This is a genomic window from Mesorhizobium sp. LNHC229A00 (assembly GCF_000502415.1).
Classification (GTDB): domain Bacteria; phylum Pseudomonadota; class Alphaproteobacteria; order Rhizobiales; family Rhizobiaceae; genus Mesorhizobium.
Window position 1 is genome coordinate 1 of record NZ_AYWQ01000025.1, and the last position, 17,712, is coordinate 17,712.

A 17,712-nucleotide genomic window follows, 5' to 3' on the forward strand; every position below is an offset into this window, starting at 1 on the left:
AGGCAGGCTGTCCGCGGGCAAGCGTGTCGAGCGTGCACAAGGCGGCGCCGGCCTGGAAGGCGGCGTCGGCGTCGCTTGGCCCACCGCCGGCGGCGAGCGCCCAAGCCGGAACGGAGGGAGGCGCAGAGGAGCTGGCGGTGGCGGGATCGAGGCGAATCATGATTTCGAGGGTAAAGCGGCAGTGCGCTTTACGCCATCGATTTCGCGCCAAAACGCACCGCCCGTCGGCACAACAAAACAAATGATAATGTTGCATTATCGTTCGTTTTCAAAATGCGTGCCTGAAATGACCTCCGTGGCTCGTTTTTCATCGCCGGACGTCCCCTTTCGGCGTCAGATCGACGAGAATTCGCGTTCCTTGCGCGGACCGGATTCGCGCTCGATTGCCGGACGTCGCCTGAAAGGTCTCTCTCGTCGAGCAGAAGCCCAAAATCACGCTGATCGTCGCTGCGGGCCGTCCACAGCAGGACGGCCTCTCCTGAACGAGGGTGAGGGTTTATGCATATCTCCCCACCGACGCTTTCAACCCTACGGATGCAAACCCGGCGCCGACCGGTAGAAGATCACCCCCACCGACGGAACAAGCTGGCTGAGGTAATCGAAATCTCCAACATTGCCCGTCAGAACTGTCGCTCCCAAAAGACCGGCTTGGTGAAAGATCAGCGCATCGTTGAGGACGCGGCGTTCGTGCCCCTCCCCTTTCGGCAGATGGCTCAGTCGGAACAACAGGCCGGCAAGCATGCCGGCGCGTCCCCAGGCGGTGGCGTCTGGTGCATGCAGCCGGTGCGCGGGGATATCGTCGATCGTGTCCGCAACCACTTTCAGGACCGGCTTCGTCCTCGGGTGCGCCGGGTCGAGCCGGCCGAACACGTGGCTGAGCTCGGCAAGACAAACGGCGGAGTGGTGGCAAAGCCGATAGGTTAGAAGGTCATCGACCACTTCGGGCGTGCGTCCCTGCAGGACATCCAGATAGACGCTGGTGTCGAGAAGCAGGGTACTACCGACAGGCGGCTGGTCCCCTGCCCAGGACAGAGCGGAATCCGGCCGCCGTTCCAGCCCTCCGGTACGCCGCTGTGGCTTGAGGGAACGCAGCGCGCTCCCTAGGTCAAACGCCAAGATCAATGTCCGCGGGGATGCTGCCCTTGCGGCCGACGAGCCGGGCGCCAAAATCGTCCTCGATGGCAAGCCGCGACAAGGCGAGCTCAAGCAGCTCGGTGTCGGAGGTCACATGCGCGCGCTTCTTTGCCGCCTCGATCAGTTCCGACGGCACCCTGCCGGAAAGGCGTGTGTTCTTGGCCGCGCCAAGCAGGCCGACCGCCCTCGCCTGCTCAAGCACGAGGCGGTTCCGGGTGTGGGCGATCCGCTCCTCACTTGCATCTGCCGCTGCGCCGCGTGCCATCTTGCTGGGATTTCCATCTGTTGAACGGAATATAAAGAACGTTGAACATGAAAGCAAGGAGAGACCGCCTCCCAAGAGGTCATCACTGGATAGGACAGGCCTGCTCCCGGTGATGCGATACCCGGATCCGACGGGACGCAAATCTTGCAGAGCCACGCAGCTCGCTGTGGACAATTCCGAGCTTTGGCAGCACCTTGGCCCAAGAATCGCAGTGCTGCGACATCAAGATGGACGAGACTTAATGGGCAATGCCCGCAACTTGATGGTTTCCGCCGCCGCAATCGACCCAGATGACCTGCCGGACATTGTCGACGTCGTCATGGAGATGGGGCGGCCGGATGAAGACCCCTCCCCTTCCCCGCCGGTCCTCGACCAGCGGCAGGCATCGTTGCCTACGCATCTCGAAAAGCTCGCCGACCGCGCGCGCGATTATGTCGAGGCAGCAAGTTCGGCGAACACCCGTCGCGCCTACGCAGCCGACTGGAAGCATTTTTGCGCCTGGTGCCGGCGCCAGTCTTTAGATCCATCGCCGCCGGACCCGCAGACCGTCGGCCTCTATATCACCGCGCAGGCTTCGGGCACTGGAAGGGACAAAAAGGCGGTGGCGACGATCGAGCGCCGCCTGTCATCCTTGACCTGGAACTACACGCAGCGCGGCCAGTCGCTTGACCGGAAGGACCGCCACATCGCCACCGTGCTCGCCGGCATCCGCAACACGCACGCCGCCCCGCCCCGTCAAAAGGAAGCTGTGCTGCGCGACGATCTTGTTGCGATGCTGGAGACGCTCGACCGCGGCACGCTGCGCGGTCTGCGTGACCGCGCCATGCTGCTTTTGGGCTTTGCAGGCGGGTTGCGCCGCTCCGAAATCGTCGGCCTTGATCTTGGCCGCGATCAAACGGAGGACGGTCGCGGCTGGATTGAATTTTTCCCGGACAAGGGCGTGCTGGTTACATTGCGGGGCAAGACCGGCTGGCGCGAGGTCGAAATTGGTCGCGGCTCGTCCGACGCCACCTGCCCGGTCGTCGCCCTGCAGATCTGGCTGAAGCTGGCCCGTATCGCCCATGGCCCCCTCTTCCGCCGCGTCACCGGTCAGGGCAAAGCGGTGGGGTCCGAGCGGCTGAACGATCAGGAGGTGGCGCGGCTGGTCAAACGCGCGGCCTTGGCCGCCGGCGTGCGCGGGGATCTTTCCGAGGACGAGCGCGGCCAAAAATTTTCTGGCCATTCGCTGCGCGCTGGCCTCGGCTCCTCAGCCGAGGTCGACGAGCGTTATGTGCAAAAGCAGCTTGGCCACGCCTCGGCGGAGATGACACGCAAGTATCAACGACGGCGTGACCGTTTTCGAGTCAATCTAACAAAGGCGTCCGGGCTCTGAAAAGCCTCGCCCCTCCCCTGTTGATCGCTAGGGTGAGGTGGTCAAGTTTTTTGATGACAACACCTCGTCGAACACAGTGATCGCTGTGACCAAACTGTCGGCGGCCGACGCCTCGTAGTCAGGCAAGATCATTAGTTGCGCAATGGCACGACCGACGAATTCCGGGTTGAGCTTTTCCATCCGCTCTTTGGTTTACAGCGCTGTTGAGGGCGCGCTCGCGAGCGGCTTGGTCACCGCCGAGCTACGCCACTCAGCGGGGCATGATCTGGCGGTCTCTTTTGGTTTGGGGTTCAGCGCCGTCTAACCCCTGCCCGTCGGCGAGACCGGGTTAGGGGAAACAACAAGAAAATCGTCAGGGGCAACCGCCCGGTTCGCAGCGCTCGATGCGCAGCCGAGGAAGCGAGAATTGCGGGATGGCGTTTCTTGTGGCTGGGGGTCGTGAGGGCGGAGCCCTGTCCGGCGAAATAATGTCCAAGCCAAAACCACGGCAAATCACGAAAGTTTGCAGGCTTCGTTGCTACTTGCCGCCGAACATGGCGCCCCGGAAATGGCGCAAGCCCCGGCGAATCGTCAGCTTCACCCGCTTGCGACGGTACTTTTTTCGCAAGGCGGCCAGGATCTCAAGATGCGTCTTGTCGATGTCGGGACTGGACACGGGATCGTCCGCATGCGGCAACCGTGTCAGAGCCCGCGCATGCATGTCCGCGTAGGGTTGGGAATCGTAGGTGTCGAACGGTGTCGGCGGGTAGTTCAGCACAGTGGGATTGGTGTTGATCTCGAACACCTGGACGCGGCCGTCGACAATGGTGTAGTCGATCCGACCGTATGAAATCCTGGCCTTGTCGAAGATCGGCATCAGCGCAGCCGCGTGCGGATTGTCGCGAACATAGGCGGCGTGTTCGGCCAGCTGCTGTCCCGACATGCCTTTGCCCGGATCTTTAACAAACCACTGCTCGCTGGCGAAGCAGTGTTGCGCATAGCTGTGCTCGCCGATGCGATAGGCCGCGTATTTTCTATAGCTGCCGTCGGGCGCCGCTTTCGATCCGAACTCGACCACCATCGGGCGGACAAAATTCATCTTGCCGAGCTTCGAAAGCTCCTGGTCGAGCTCTGCTCGTGATGACAGCAGCCGCGGCGTTTTATAGGTCGCTCCGGCCTCGTCGCGCAGAAAGACAGGGAACCGCATTTTCTCGGGCAGTGTTTCCGGCCGGTATACGTTGAAACCATTGGTGCCATCCGAAAACAGCATGCGCAGCAGATCGAAACGCTGAACGGTTTGCCGGGGGTGATTGAATTGGAAGAGATCGGGCTGCTGCAGTCTCACGCGCTCGCAGAGATTGGCGCTTGCCTCGACCTCGGCATCGCTCAGGCGGTCCAAATCCGTCCAGATGGCCGAACCACGGGATATCCCGAGCAGACACGCGCTTTCGTCATGGGGAACGACCCGGACAAAATCCTGCAGATCGGTGCGAAAATAGAGCAGCAGGCTTGCCAGAGTGTTGGCATGTGAGCGATGACAAATGTAGAAAATCATGAAACACCCCCCTCCCTCATGTATCCTCAACGGCCGGCAGAAGGAAATCGCGCATTTCACGAACAACCACCCCCAGGATGACGGCCGTCACATTTCGTCACCTCGCAGAAGCCGATATCCCGCTCATGGTTGCGATGGAGACGGCGGCCTGGGGGGCGCTTGGCGCCAGCGAAGAGACGATCCGGCGCCGGCTTCTACTTGGGCACGTAATGGTCGTGGCCATGGTCGAGAACGCTATTGCTGGTGCGATCTGCTTCGTGGAGACCAGCCAGGACCCTCGCCAGACGGAAAACTTCCCCAGGACTTTCGCCGCCTATTGTTCGCTTGCCAGGAGCGAACCGGCACGATCGCTATACGTCTACAATCTTGGCGTGCGGCCGGAGTTTCGCGGCACCGACATGGCGCGCCGCCTCTTGTCACAGTTGATCGACCATGGCCGCCAGGTCGGCGTGCGTTGGCTGGTCGGCGATGGACGTTGCCCGTCCTATGCCGGAGCGCAGGACGACTTTCCCGACAAGGTTCGGCCGGATCCGGCATTTCGCCAGATCATCGATGACTGGCATCGCACAGGGGTAATGCCTTCAGTCAAGTCGATAACCAAGGACCCGCTTCTGCGCTTCTACAGGCGCGTTCTGCACTGTGAATTTCTGCATCTGGCGCCGAACTTTCTGCCCGAGGACCTGAGCTCCGGCGGGTTTCGCGTCATCTTCGCAGTTGATCTCGACCCATGACAGCCGAAGTCGACCTTTTCGATCCGTTCACACTCGACGGCGATCCGTTTCCCGAATTCGCCCGTCGCCGCAATGCAGGTGGCGCCAGCTGGGGCAGGCCCCCTTACCCGGAAGTTGGTGAAGCGTTCTACGTGTTCAGCCACGCGCTTGTGTCGCAGGCCTTGAAACACCCCTTACTGCTGCAAGCGCCACCGGGCGCCTATCAGGAAGTCAGGCAGAAGATCAGCGCCAATCCGGCCTTGGATTTTTTGACCCGTTCCATGCTGTTGTCCGATCCGCCCAGGCACATGAGCTTGCGCCGCCCACTGGCTGGTTCGATGACGTTTGCCGCCGGCAGGGGACTGTTCGACCAGCTTGCGTCCAGGGCATCGCAACTCGTGCAGTCCGCCGTGCAAAAGCCGGAGTTCGATGCGGTCGCCGATATAGGCCTGCCGCTCGCCTTCGCCGGCCTGGAGCAGATCCTCGGCATCGGCATAGATGACCCATGGCGCACCGGCCACGACGCCAAGCTTATGGCCGATGCGCTGGATATGAGGATTGGCGGCATCAATGAGGATGCAAACCAGGCCTGCCGTCGGTTGGAGGCATGGGTATTGCACGCGATAGAACGCGGCGCCGTGCACCCAAATGGCATTTCTGCCCAGATGCTGGCTGAAGTCGATGCCGGTCGCTGGCGCAAAGACGATGCCGTTGCAAACATCGTGTTCCTGCTTTTTGCCGGCCAGGCGACGGTCGTGGACACGTTCGGCAATGCGCTGGTTGCGCTGGCAAATTCTCCGCGGCAGCTGTCGTTGCTTGAAAATGGGAATGTCGGTTGGTCAGCCGCGGCGGAAGAACTGCTTCGTTTCTGCGCGCCGGTCCAATATGCCGGGGCCCGCATCGCGGCGGATGATCTGTCGTTTGGTGGCGCAATCATAAAGGCTGGGCAGGCTGTCGTGCCCGTTCTGGGGAGCGCCAATCGAGATGTTTCAGTCTTTCCGACCGGCGATCGGCTGGATTTGGAGGCCGGCAGTTCATCGGCCCTCGTGTTCGGTACCGGACTTCATGCCTGCCTTGGCCAGCATGTTGCCCGGGTGGAGCTGGCAGTGTTGCTGGAGGCCTTGTTCACCTGGGCCAAAGGCTGGCGCCTGGATACTTCACGGGTTTCAAGGCGTGCTTCAGTGCTTTTCCACGGCCTGCAAACCGCTCCGATGATCCGGCGGGGCGATCGGCCACCCGCTTGAATTCCACGCTGCTTCTTAACACCGTGGGATCATCTGCCCGCTCACACGACGTTGTGCGACAGGCGGATGAAGCCGAGTAATTGAGGGTCGTCGAGGAAGATATCGATGTCGTGGCTTTCCCGATGGCCGATCTGGATCATCCTCGTCTCACTGACTTCAGTTGTCCGCGGACAACCGCATTGTCGAATTGTGCCTCCAATGTGTGCCTGGCCTTAGGCATGCGGATACCAGTGACGCTTTCGGTTAGGATCGCTATTCCCGTAAGGCTGCATCGCTACTCCTCAAGACGGCGGCTAATTGGGATCTTTACGCGCGAAACCAACCTCGGCTCGCGAAAGGCGTCTAGGTCCGGCAAGAGGCGAGGCGTTGCGCCAGGTGCACAAGTCCTTCGCACGACCCGATATCCACGGACAGCAGACTGCGGGCTCACGAATAGGCCATCCTATGCGCTCACTGTCGTCCCTGCTATGGTTTGATTGTCGACCCATCGCCGTGAGCCGGCCGGGATTCGGATTTCCGCCTAGGCGTTGTCCGCGGACAACCGCAACCTCGGACCTCAAATCCCACTTATAGTTAAGCGTTTGTAAAATGTTTACGAATCGGACCATACTGTAATTGCGCAGTTTGATTGAAATCCGCATCAAATGCGTAGTTCGAGGAGAGCAATGCTACAGGCGCTTACGCATGCCAGCGGGCAGGAACACCTGCCGTCGATGTTGTCCGCGGATTCTCTCGAATTGTCGCGGCAGCTTCAGCTACACCAACAAAAGATCTTCCCCCCAGCTTCCCAAAAAACGATCCGCCATTTCACACCTGCGGAGGCGGCATACTATATCGGCATCGGCGAGGGCTACCTAAGACAGGTAGCCTCGGCTGGAAATGGACCGGAACCATTGGCCAATGGTCGCCGGGTCTATTCTCCCGCGGACATGGAAAACATCCGTCGGTCACTCGACGAAAAAAACGGAACACCGAAATACGTTCCGATCCGTCGGCCTGGCGAGAAACTACAGGTCGTGGCCGTAATGAATTTCAAGGGCGGTTCGGCGAAGACGACGACTTCCGCACACTTGGCCCAGTTCCTCGCTTTGCGCGGCCATCGGGTTCTGGCAATCGATCTCGACCCACAGGCTTCACTGTCAGCGCTCTTTGGACATCAACCCGAACTCGATGTCGGCGAAGGCGAAACGCTCTACGGGGCAATCCGCTATGAAGAGCCGCGATCAATCTCTGAGATTGTGCGCGCCACTTACACCCAGAACCTACATATCGTGCCGGGTAATCTGGAACTCATGGAGTTTGAACACGAGACACCGAGAGCGATTACGACTGGGTCGGCGGAATCCATGTTCTTTGCCCGCATTGGAGAAGTGTTGACCGACATCGAGAGCTTGTACGATGTCGTAATTATCGATTGCCCGCCACAACTCGGTTTCTTGACCATGTCGGCGTTGTGTGCGGCGACGTCGGCATTGATAACCGTGCATCCGCAAATGCTGGATGTGATGTCGATGAGTCAATTCCTTGCGATGACCAGTGAGATGATGGCAGTCGTAGAAAGGGCAGGGGGACGTACCAGCTACGATTGGATGCGCTATCTTGTTACTCGCTACGAGCCGAATGATGGTCCCCAAAGTCAGATGACAGGCTTTATGCGGGCAATCTTTGGCAATCGAATGCTCCACAATCACATGCTGAAGTCGACGGCAATCTCGGATGCCGGGGTCACCAAGCAGACATTGTACGAGGTCGATCGACAGCAGTTCACCCGCGGCACATATGACAGAGCGATGGAATCTCTAAATGCGGTCAATTCGGAAATCGAAGGCCTGCTAAGGACGACTTGGGGGAGGAAATAGTGGCCCGCAAGAATCTCATTGAGATTTCATCGGCAGATGAAGTGCCAACTCCTATGGCGGATATCAGACCAATCGCTGGCTTTGTAGCGCCGGCGATCCGTAGTGCTCCCATAGGAGGCATCACCAGAACCCTTGGTAACATCACGCAGAAATTTGAACGAGCGCAAGATCTCGAAAAGCAGCTCGCGGAAGGCAAGATAGTTGTCGAATTGGACCCAGCCTTGGTCGACGGGTCGTTCGTCAGTGATCGTCTTGGCATTGATCGGGTCGAACTGGCCGACCTAGTTGCCCAGATCAACGAACATGGGCAGCAAGTGCCAATCCTTGTTCGGCCTCATCCGCAGGTAAACGGCCGATATCAAGTCGCATACGGACATCGTAGGCTTGCGGCGGTGAAAGAATTGGGCATCAAAGTTCGTGCCGTTATCCGTGAGTTGTCCGATGATCAATTGGTTGTCAGTCAGGGGCAGGAAAACAATGCGCGGACCAACCTATCATATATCGAAAGAGCATTATTCGCTGCCCGCCTGGAAGATCGGTCATTCTCCCGCGAAGTCATCATGGCGGCGCTAAACATTGACAAGGCTGCCCTATCCAAAATGTTATCGGTTGTCCGCGTGATACCGATCGAACTGATAGAGGCAATCGGAGCAGCACCAGAGGTCGGACGCCGTCGATGGATGGAATTCGCTGAGAAGTTGCCAAAGGCGAAGGTTGAACTGCAGGCGGTGTTGACATCGTTGTCCGCGGACAACTCGAGCGATCAACGCTTTCAACAAGCTGTCAGTGCCCTCAACTCGCTTCCTCGAATTACCAGGGAAGGGGCCAGGACCAATCTCTGGGGGGCCAAGGACAAATTAGTTAGCGTCAACGTGAAATCGACGGCGAAGAAGGCGGTTGTGACCTACGAGGCAAAAGATGGTCCGAGCTTCGCGGCATACATTACGGGGCGACTGGATGACCTCTACGAGGCTTTCCGGAACTCCCAAAACCATCAATAGGAGAGTGAACCGCAAAAGAAAAAGGCCCCCAAGCGACTTTCGTCGTGGAAGCCCTTCTCCGTAGTAGCTGACTGAGAATCGCATCTTCACGAATCACTGTCAAGAGTCATTGGCGTCGTTTTGGCGAGCAGATTTCTTTTGCCTAATCGAGGGTGAAAGAAAATGGAGACGGGTATTGCGACGACGCCCTTTGGGCGGCGGCCGATGTCGCTTGCCATCCTGGCAGCGCAAAACGATTCACGTGAAATCCCCAAGGGCAGGGTCCTCGACAAGTGGCAGATTTACCGCAACCTGTGCGAGGGTAAGAGCATCGTCGGCATCGGCGATCGCGCTTTGGCCGTGCTGAATGCGTTGCTGTCATTCTATCCTGACAGCGAATTGAGTGAGGAAAACGACCTCATCGTCTTTCCCTCGAACGCACAGCTGTCGCTCAGGGCGCACGGGATGCCTGATGCCACGCTCCGGCGGCACCTGGCGGCTCTTGTTGACTGCGGGCTGATCATCCGTCGGGATAGCCCGAACGGCAAGCGTTACGCCCGCAAGGGCAGGGGAGGGGAGATCGAGGAAGCATTCGGCTTCTCCCTGGCGCCGCTGCTGGCCCGTGCTTACGAGTTCGAGGCGGCGGCCGAGCGAGTTCGTGCCGACAACAAGGCGCTCAGGCTTATGCGCGAGCGGATCACCTTGCACCGCCGTGACATCCACAAGCTGATAGAGGCGGCCCTTGACGAAGATGTCCCAGGCGACTGGGGAGGCCTGTGGGAGCGTTTCCGCCGCGTTGTGGAGGCAATTCCGCGCCGAGCTTGCATTGTCGAGCTCGAGCCTATCGTTGCCGAGCTGGCCGCGTTGCGTGACGATGTGGATAAGCTGCTGGAAATTCATATGAAATCCACGAATCCAAGCGGCAATGACTCTCAAACCGAGCGGCAGCAATCTGATTCAAATACCGACTCTATTTTTGAATTTGAACCTGCTTTAGAGAAAAGCGGGGCGACGGCCGAGCCCAAGACGAGGACCGCAGAGGCGCCGAAAACATACCCGCTGGGGATGGTGCTGAAGGCTTGCCCCGAAATTGCGGATTATGCTGTCGACGGGATCGGCAATTGGCGCGATCTCATGATAACCGCCGCCCAGGTGAGGGGATATCTAGGCGTTTCGCCGTCAGCGTATGAGGAGGCTTGCCATGTGATGGGCCAGGAGATCGCGGCGATAGTGATTGCCTGCATTCTGCAAAGGGCACAGCACATCAACTCGGCCGGCGGCTATTTGCGGGTATTGACCGAAAAGGCAACGGCAGGGCAGTTCTCGGTCGGGCCGATGCTGATGGCGGCGCTCAAGGCGAACGGCGCCACGCCGAGGATGACGGGATGACGATCGCCTTGAGCGCAGCTTGTCCCTTTGCGCCGAAACTAGGTCAAGGCCCAATCGGCCTTTATGGATCTGTGGTTTCGCGACGGCAGGAGTCTTGGTGGCTATCTGGGGAGTCGGACCGACAAGGCACAAGGCAGGGCAGTGTTCCGTGAGCCCAGTCCCAATCATGCGATGCTGGCATCCCGCCTGCTTCGTGGCGTCTGTCATCACGTAGCTGCGCTGGCAGGAGGCTGAGCCAACCGGGAGAACAACCGCACACGGCCGGGCGGCCCTGTCGCCCGGTTGCTTCACGGGGGCAGATCGTGGACACAAGCGAATTCATTACCGGGCTGATCATCATAATACTGATCTACCTGATAGCTACCATCGTCGCATTCTGGCACCCGAACCGCTGGATAATTCTGGTTGCTCAACATCTTGTTGGGCGGCACCGGCATCGTCCGGTTCGGCTGCCTCATCAGGGTCCGTAGGGCGGTCCATATCAGCAACGACGGCGAAGCGGGTCTCAACCTCGCCGCCAACGACATCGTGCCCGTCCGGCTCGTCAACGGCCCGCCAGCGTCCGAGGATACCCTCACGCGTCTTGAGCGCCTCTAGAACCTACTCGATGAAAAAGTGACCGATCGGGACCAGTTCGAGCGGCTGCGACAACAAATAGTCTGACCGCCGTCCGTCCAGTCGCCGTGAGTTTCGAGGTAGACATTCTTCTACCCAGCAAGCATGAAAAGTGCGCGCCTTCAGTGGCAACGGTCACCCAGATCAGGCGGCGCGGTCGGCTCGCCCAGCGCCCCGCGCTCGGAATCGCTTGGCCCCGCTGCGCATATACCGTTCAATGCGAGAGTCGAGCCGTGTCAAAGGCTGCAGCCCTAGCTATGCCTCAGGGGTATCCAAGCTGCCTGTGGTCCACAACTGCCTGCTTTCTTCTGGGGTGAGTACCCCGTTTTTATCAACAGCCTTCTTGATGGTGGCGAGCAGTTGCTCCACGCGAACGGACGACCCCGCAAGCTCTTCCCGAGAAAGTCGATTGATATGTGGGACACCAAAGTGGCTGGCGAGTTCGCTGATCTGGTGGTCATTCCCGCCAGCGCCGACATTGCTCAAGTGCAGAGCCGCGTCTTGCGACCCCTTCCACGGAAATTCAATCCATCGGCCCGGCGTTTTGACGTAAGTGCTCCCTACGCGTCGCCCCATCCAGAAAAGCCAGATATCGTCACCTTGAGGACAGAGCTTGGTGAACAGCTCCTCGTCCACTGCTTCTGGCGATAGCGATTTAGGCCCGTAGAGCACTCCCCCCACGCCGGTGGGGAAAAGCATCCCGGCCGCCTCGGCTACGTCATATGTCCAGTTATTGTACGCTGCAATTTGCCCGTTATCATCGAACGCCACTGCGTGGCCTCGGTGAAAGACGACAGTTCTTTCGTCCGCGCGCTCGACGAGTTCCTCGAGCCACCTTGCGGAATAATAGACATCGTCATCTGCCGTGACGATGTAGGCCGTTGGGAAAGCGAGCAGGGCTGGAACGATCTTTTTGTAAGATCGGATGTCCTTGCAAAATCGAATTTCGAGCCCTTGAGATTTCAGGTATGTCACTGACGCGGGCAACTGGGCCGCATCCTCAGCAGTAACCCAGAGAATGATGCGATCTGGTGCAACGGTCTGGGAGAGAAGACAGCGCAACGTCAAATGCAACGTGGAAAAGCGCTTCGGGTACGACGTCAGGGAGACAATCAACTCCGCAGACAGACCGTGGGGCCTCCCTTTTCGCCTGAGCGGCCATCTTAGGGCGATCAAAACCTTCGCGACTTCAGGCTTCAATGAACGGACCGCGTCGGCGCGATACCGTTCGAGCCGCCATCCGAGCCCATTGCGAACCCAAGCAATCGCCCGGCCCGGTGCACCGGTACCGGTCCCGAGGAACCATGGTGAGAGCCATGCTGACCGTCTCAACAGCAGGTAAATCACATAAGGGCCAGACACCGCAGCCAGCAAGAGAACGGCCTCGTTGCCCACTCCCACACTGCGAAGAGAGAATTGGAAAAATTGATGCAGGAACATAATGACCAACGACGCCTCTCCGAGCTTGGCCATTGGCGCTGAAATGGCAGCCATCGCGGCTGCTCTCCGCACCAACATGAGTACCGTAACCGACAAGGCCAGCGCTATCAGGAGACCCACGACAGGAGGGCCGAAGATTGAATACTTCATGTTGAACTGAATGTCGGCCCCGTTCGCTGCTGCGGCGAGCGCGACAACGCCAACCGTTGCGACGAAAAGGGACAAGGTGCGAGGACGGAATTGGTGCGTTCGAAGCAGATCACCAAACCAGTAGCAGCACAACGCTATGGGCACCGCCGCGACTGCCCAAGGTGAACGGTTCATGGGCCAGTGGGTCTGAATTGCGTAGCCAAGCACGATGCAGACCGCGATAAAGCCGATCATCCGCAGAGTGCCTGGACCCTTCGTCCAAGCCGCAGCTTCATTGTAGATGATTTGGGTGAGAAACAGACACGTCACGAACCAGAAAACGCCGAAGTCCTGCCAGAGACGCATACCGCCCAAGATGTCGTTGACTACCATTTCCCGAAGCTGCCAAGGCGCAAGAACGTCATGCAGCAAGATTTTACGAACGATCACCGCGAGCGTTAAAAACGATAAAAAGGCCGCGTAGGGCACAAGGAGGCTCGCAACTTTCTTCCAGAAGAGGTGGCCGCAGTCTGCAGGCTTATAAACGTAGCCGGATATCACGAAGAACAGCGGCATATGAAAAAGCAATACCGCGTTTGCGAAAATGCCGTCCCACCGACTGCTGCCAGCCCCTGCAATATGGGCGGACACCACAAGGAGTATGCCCACTCCTTTCGCAGCATCGAGCCAAACCTCGCGATGGGTCATGTTGAGCTCCAGCCCTGCATAGAAGCAATTCTAGATGAGACCCTTCGCATCTGCAACACGAAATTGTGCGGCGCACCATATTCGAAGAGACCCGACAAACGCCGGTCGGGTTGTCAGCCCGGAGGCGGATCATGCCGCTTCGGTTATGCATGAGGTCTCACCGACGCTGAGCACAGCCAGCGCGATGTCAGTTTCGGTCTAACATGCGCCGTCACCAAGACGATCCCCTCGATAGGATCCGCATCATCTTGCCTAGACGCGGCAGCTGCCATTGATCCGAGCAGCCCGCCAGCAATGCTGGCGCAGGCGAGCCCTGCCAGGGCTATCGGCGAGAACCACGCGCCGTGAGGGTCGATCACAAAAGCCACAAGCGCGCTTCCGCTGAATGCTCCGGCAAGAATGGCAGCTGGAGCGAGCCCCAAGCCAGCCAACTCGTCGCGGTAGGGTCCGATAACGGCGATCTGTACACGGGCAATTCCCGCTGCCACGAGGTCGCCTCCTGCGGCTTGGCTGCTTCGGCAAGGGACTCAAAAGTTTGCTGAGTGTCGGCATGGTCGGCGACGTTGTCCGGCGACAGATCGTTGACGAAGGAGGCCGCGATAAGATCGTCACCATCGATACGACCTAGTCCAACCTCCATGATCGCGACGACCTTCTGGAAGGTAATCAATTCGCCTTCGGTGATCTCGGCCGCCTGCATTCGGGCTCGAAGGCTGGCGACGCGCGTCCCCGAGGTAGGGGATGTGACAGTTCCACTTAGCATCCTTCTTTGGATTGGCTGACAGCAGGGGGGCGGAGTCGTGATCTCTAATGCCGTGACTGAATAGAGATGACTACGACGTAATCGGGGTTAGCACTGTTGACCCTCTTCAAGTGCTGACATCTGCTCATGCTTGGCGAAGAGAGTGAGCTTGTCGGTATAGGTGATCCGAAACTGGCGTTGGCACCCCCCCGCATGGATGCGAGGAAACGACCTGAAACCAACTGCCCGCCCGCTTCAAAGGCAAACCGCAATGGGGACATCCGAGGGTCATTTTGCACATTAGCAATCGTCGGGAGAGTGCCATATCTTACCAGCATCACACGTAATGAAGTTGTTCTGCCCCCATGACGTCGCGGCCGACTTCTCCGCGCGCCGACCAACTTCGCGCAAGATCGAAGGTTCCGGGTGCTGGGCTTCGGTCGCAAGCAATCGGGACCTAGGTCCGATCAACAAGTCGAAAAGGCCTGAAGCGCCATAGGCGCTCCAACACACTTGATGATCTAATCGGAAAGAACTCCGCGTTTCGGGCCATCTGGACCCGTGCGCTCGGTTTCCCCTTTGCCCAATTCATGACGTCTGCGGGCAAGCAGTTCCCTTGAGCGCTGAAGATTGCGCCGCCTCTCCTCGACGTGAGCAGCACGAGCGCGCGGCAGGACGCTCCTCTTCGGACGCGGCGGTCTAGCGATGGCGGCCTGAGTTCTTCTCCTTCGGTCGCATCCGGGGCCATTCCCGTTTCATGTCGCCTTTGTAGACGACCGCCTGCTTTGTGCGGTCAACCCCCGTTGGGGGTACACNGGCCATTCCCGTTTCATGTCGCCTTTGTAGACGACCGCCTGCTTTGTGCGGTCAACCCCCGTTGGGGGTACACGCGGCGAATATTCAGGAAAATTCGATTTCTGTTTTTTGTCCGCGGGCAGGCGATGGGCCTGCCCGCTATTTTTCGGCAAATAAAATTTTCCAGAATTTTCGCCGCGATGACCGCAGCAGGACGGTCCTCTCCTTTGGCGCCATCGGGAGTGGTCCCGATGCAACCGAAGGAGAACTACCATGGCCACCACGATCGCAAATCTCACCGCTAAGGCCGACGGCTCGATGGAAGGCGTCTTCGCCACACTCCGGGTCAACGCCCCGATCACCCTCATCCCGAATTCCAACAAGTCGCGCGAGGACGCCCCGGACTACCGGATCGTCAACAAGCGCACGGGCTTCGAGATCGGAGCCGGCTGGCACCGCATCTCCCAGCGTTCGGGNATACCTCTCGGTCAAGCTGGAAGCCCCCGAGATCGGCGTCATCTTCGGCAACCTCGCTCCTGCCCCCGGTGGCGAAGAGAACAAGAAGGTCATCCTCTGGAACAACCCCCAGTGACAGCCACGAGCGGGCCGGCTTCGAGAGAGGCCGGCCCCTTCACCTCACCTTCCCGGAACAAGGAGGCTACGATGAGCCGCTATACGATTACAGTCACTGGCACCGTCACCGGACGCGGCCGCTCGGACCCCGAGGCCATCATCGGCTACGACCCGCCGATTCGGACTTATTTCCTGCAGGCGTTTCCCCACGAGGTGACCGACGAGCCAGCGCTCTGGCTTGGCACCCACGACCATGCGTTCGAAGCACTTGACGACTTCACCATGCAGCCGTAGCGCATGGCTACGATTTCATGCCGCTGCCGCCCGAGGTCGCCTCGAAGCTGACCGAGGGCAAGGCCGTCGCCAGCAACCGTCCGCAGCGCGACGGGATCCTCCGCGAACTGTTCAAACGGCTCAATGAGCCGGACTAGCGGAACGAACCAAAAAAGGGCCTGCGACGGATCACCCGCCGCAGGCCCTTTTTTGCGCGGTCGTAAAGAGCCACAACAGTCCCTCATCAGCTGAGGGGACAGCGGTACCGAGGCAGCTGCTTATCCCTTCGCAGCCCGATTGCTCCTTGCTCACAGATGGATGAACCGCCCGCCAGGCGCAAGCTGCCGGATGAGATCGAAGTCGACCGTGTTGGCGGTGAGCACGGACAAACCGGCTTTGGCGGCGGTGAGATAAATCAGCGCATCGTTCAGGCATTCCTTGCGCTGATCCTTATGAAAATTCTGGAAGCGAGCCGGCGATCACGCCGGCATCGATCCAGGCCTGATCGTCCGGGCTCAGGATGCGGCTGTCGGGGATGGTGTCGAAAAGCGCGGTATAGTAATCGCGGACCCGTCGCCAGTCCGGCCCCGCCGAATTGTAATTGGCGACGCCGGTAGCAAGCTCGGCCAGGCAGACCGAGCAGTGAAACAGCAGCGAACGCTCAAGCAGCAACCGTGCCGCCTCGGCAGTGTGCCCGCCATGATGTAGATGTTGGCGTCGGGTACCAGCGTCGGCCGGCCGGTCAGGCTGATATCCGTGACGGCCGACCAGCCTGCCGCGCGCTCTTGGCGCCATCCGGGCGCGGTGCTTTTCTGGCTTGTAGCGCAGCAGCGCCGCACGCAGGTCAGAACTCAAGCGTATGGTCCGGGCCGAGCTTGCCCTGTGTACGCCTGAGGAAAGACGCAACCGGATCGGGCTGTGCGAGTGTAGCCAGCGCAAGGATGCCGAGCTCGGTTGGAGACTCGATCCCGCTCTAGTTGCCATTGAGCAACGACGCCTCATGCCCATGCCGGCTGACGAGGACGATGTCGGCACGGGCAAACGTGCCCGAACGGTCGATCGCAACGGCGTAGTGGCCGATACATGGCTGGCCGGCGTGGCCGGGAAAGGAAACCTGATGCATGGTTGTCCCTTCTTCGTTTGACTTTCGCTTGATAGGCGATTGGAACAGGGCCATTCTACTGGAACAGCTTTTCAAGTCCTCACGGCAAGGTTTTGACATCGGTTTCGCGCAGTTTGCGGTCCAGCGAAAGCAGCGGAACGTCACCAACCTTGGCGTAGGCATAGTGGAAACAGTCGAAATTACTGAGCGACCGTTTGCCGATGCCATGTTCTTGCGCGACGGCCACCGCGTTGGTCAGGACATCGCGGGCAGATGTGGTCTCTCGCAACTCTATGTTTCGGGCCTCGAGCCATTCGACAACAGCATCGTGCGCTTGCGAATAGCGGCAATCAAGCTGGTCTGGCCGCGACAGGATAATGATCGCCTCCCAGGCGGCGAGCGCTGACGTCCATGGTGTCGCCGCCGCCTCGAGTGCCTGCTCATAGGCTGTCGCGGTGTCCTCCTGTGCGAACATCGAGATGATGGCGCATGCATCGACAAACATCAGGCTTTGCCGAGATCATGGTCGAGATCGTGATAGGCGCTTTCGGGGACGGGCTTCCTGGTTTTCGGGAAGGCCAGCCCTCTTTTTGCCAGGATACGGCGCGCCGTCTCGGAGGGCGTCTCCCTGCGGACGCGCGCGTTGACAGCCTCGCGAAGTGCCGAGACGACAGCGTCGGAAATGGTCGTGCGATCGATCCGCGCGAGCTTGCGCGCGAGCGCATCTGCTTCCGGGTTGCGAATACTCAGCGTCATGGGTTGTGTGTCTCCAATCGTATGGCTCACTATACACGCATGTGGGCCGCACGCCAATGTGGTGTCAGAGACGACATGTGTCAGAGACGACG

At 59.4% G+C, this 17,712-nt stretch carries 18 protein-coding genes and 1 pseudogene; 9 read left to right on the forward strand and 10 right to left on the reverse strand.

Annotation, left to right across the window (positions count from 1 at the left end; genetic code table 11):
- Positions 1-528: 528 nt before the first annotated feature.
- The gene (locus X742_RS142895; protein WP_023774951.1) at positions 529-1,116 is read right to left on the reverse strand and encodes a hypothetical protein; all 588 of its coding nucleotides are present in this window, start codon (positions 1,114-1,116) and stop codon (positions 529-531) included.
- Complete coding sequence (locus X742_RS142890) at positions 1,106-1,399, reverse strand: hypothetical protein (RefSeq protein WP_023774952.1); 294 nt, start codon at positions 1,397-1,399, stop codon at positions 1,106-1,108. The genes X742_RS142895 and X742_RS142890 overlap by 11 nt, the downstream gene beginning before the upstream one ends.
- 241 nt (positions 1,400-1,640) lie before the next feature.
- On the opposite strand from X742_RS142890, the gene X742_RS142885 reads away from it, so the two are divergent.
- Positions 1,641-2,771, forward strand: a complete 1,131-nt coding sequence (locus X742_RS142885) for a site-specific integrase (RefSeq protein WP_023774953.1) — start codon at positions 1,641-1,643, stop codon at positions 2,769-2,771.
- A 27-nt stretch (positions 2,772-2,798) separates the two neighbouring features.
- Here the strand turns inward: X742_RS142885 and X742_RS1000000174355 are convergent, their stop codons facing one another.
- A complete protein-coding gene (locus X742_RS1000000174355) occupies positions 2,799-2,951 on the reverse strand; it encodes a hypothetical protein (RefSeq protein ID WP_156939460.1) in 153 nt (50 codons plus the stop codon).
- A 337-nt stretch (positions 2,952-3,288) separates the two neighbouring features.
- The gene (locus tag X742_RS142880) at positions 3,289-4,305 is read right to left on the reverse strand and encodes a hypothetical protein (RefSeq protein WP_023774954.1); all 1,017 of its coding nucleotides are present in this window, start codon (positions 4,303-4,305) and stop codon (positions 3,289-3,291) included.
- Positions 4,306-4,382: 77 nt separating this feature from the next.
- On the opposite strand from X742_RS142880, the gene X742_RS142875 reads away from it, so the two are divergent.
- The 6 genes from X742_RS142875 to X742_RS142850 all read left to right on the forward strand — a co-directional run bounded on the left by X742_RS142875 (position 4,383) and on the right by X742_RS142850 (position 11,084).
- A complete protein-coding gene (locus X742_RS142875; protein ID WP_023774955.1) occupies positions 4,383-5,036 on the forward strand; it encodes a GNAT family N-acetyltransferase in 654 nt (217 codons plus the stop codon).
- A complete protein-coding gene (locus tag X742_RS142870; protein WP_023774956.1) occupies positions 5,033-6,259 on the forward strand; it encodes a cytochrome P450 in 1,227 nt (408 codons plus the stop codon). Before X742_RS142875 ends, X742_RS142870 begins: the two co-directional genes overlap by 4 nt.
- 665 nt (positions 6,260-6,924) lie before the next feature.
- On the forward strand, positions 6,925-8,118 hold the full coding sequence (gene repA / locus X742_RS142865; protein WP_023774958.1) for a plasmid partitioning protein RepA: 1,194 nt from the start codon (positions 6,925-6,927) through the stop codon (positions 8,116-8,118).
- The gene (gene repB, locus X742_RS142860) at positions 8,118-9,119 is read left to right on the forward strand and encodes a plasmid partitioning protein RepB (RefSeq protein WP_031248569.1); all 1,002 of its coding nucleotides are present in this window, start codon (positions 8,118-8,120) and stop codon (positions 9,117-9,119) included. The genes repA and repB overlap by 1 nt, the downstream gene beginning before the upstream one ends.
- Before the next feature lie 162 nt (positions 9,120-9,281).
- On the forward strand, positions 9,282-10,487 hold the full coding sequence (gene repC / locus X742_RS142855) for a plasmid replication protein RepC (RefSeq protein ID WP_023774960.1): 1,206 nt from the start codon (positions 9,282-9,284) through the stop codon (positions 10,485-10,487).
- Between the two features lie 405 nt (positions 10,488-10,892).
- Entirely contained in the window at positions 10,893-11,084 is a 192-nt protein-coding gene (locus X742_RS142850) for a hypothetical protein (protein WP_023774961.1), read from the forward strand.
- A 273-nt stretch (positions 11,085-11,357) separates the two neighbouring features.
- On the opposite strand, the gene X742_RS1000000171715 is transcribed toward X742_RS142850, so the two are convergent.
- Positions 11,358-13,379 (reverse strand): acyltransferase family protein, encoded by a 2,022-nt coding sequence (locus X742_RS1000000171715; RefSeq protein ID WP_023774962.1) that lies wholly within the window; start codon positions 13,377-13,379, stop codon positions 11,358-11,360.
- A 355-nt stretch (positions 13,380-13,734) separates the two neighbouring features.
- Positions 13,735-14,079 carry a hypothetical protein gene (locus X742_RS1000000176805; RefSeq protein WP_023774963.1) on the reverse strand — a complete coding sequence of 115 codons (345 nt, stop codon included), beginning with the start codon at positions 14,077-14,079 and terminating at the stop codon, positions 13,735-13,737.
- A gap of 1,110 nt (positions 14,080-15,189) precedes the next feature.
- On the opposite strand from X742_RS1000000176805, the pseudogene X742_RS01000000170800 reads away from it, so the two are divergent.
- Positions 15,190-15,508, forward strand: a pseudogene (locus X742_RS01000000170800) (DUF736 family protein).
- A 71-nt stretch (positions 15,509-15,579) separates the two neighbouring features.
- Positions 15,580-15,783 carry a hypothetical protein gene (locus X742_RS1000000176165; RefSeq protein WP_023774964.1) on the forward strand — a complete coding sequence of 68 codons (204 nt, stop codon included), beginning with the start codon at positions 15,580-15,582 and terminating at the stop codon, positions 15,781-15,783.
- Positions 15,784-16,212: 429 nt separating this feature from the next.
- Here X742_RS1000000176165 and X742_RS1000000176170 read toward each other — a convergent pair whose 3' ends face one another.
- From X742_RS1000000176170 to X742_RS142835, 4 genes are all read right to left on the reverse strand, one after another.
- Entirely contained in the window at positions 16,213-16,617 is a 405-nt protein-coding gene (locus tag X742_RS1000000176170) for a hypothetical protein (protein WP_245275636.1), read from the reverse strand.
- Between the two features lie 118 nt (positions 16,618-16,735).
- Positions 16,736-16,885: a hypothetical protein gene (locus X742_RS142845; RefSeq protein WP_156939461.1), complete on the reverse strand. Its 150-nt coding sequence runs from the start codon at positions 16,883-16,885 to the stop codon at positions 16,736-16,738.
- 79 nt (positions 16,886-16,964) lie between these two features.
- Positions 16,965-17,369 (reverse strand): type II toxin-antitoxin system VapC family toxin, encoded by a 405-nt coding sequence (locus tag X742_RS142840; RefSeq protein WP_023774968.1) that lies wholly within the window; start codon positions 17,367-17,369, stop codon positions 16,965-16,967.
- A complete protein-coding gene (locus X742_RS142835; RefSeq protein WP_023774969.1) occupies positions 17,369-17,620 on the reverse strand; it encodes a type II toxin-antitoxin system VapB family antitoxin in 252 nt (83 codons plus the stop codon). Before X742_RS142835 ends, X742_RS142840 begins: the two co-directional genes overlap by 1 nt.
- Positions 17,621-17,712 lie beyond the last annotated feature (92 nt).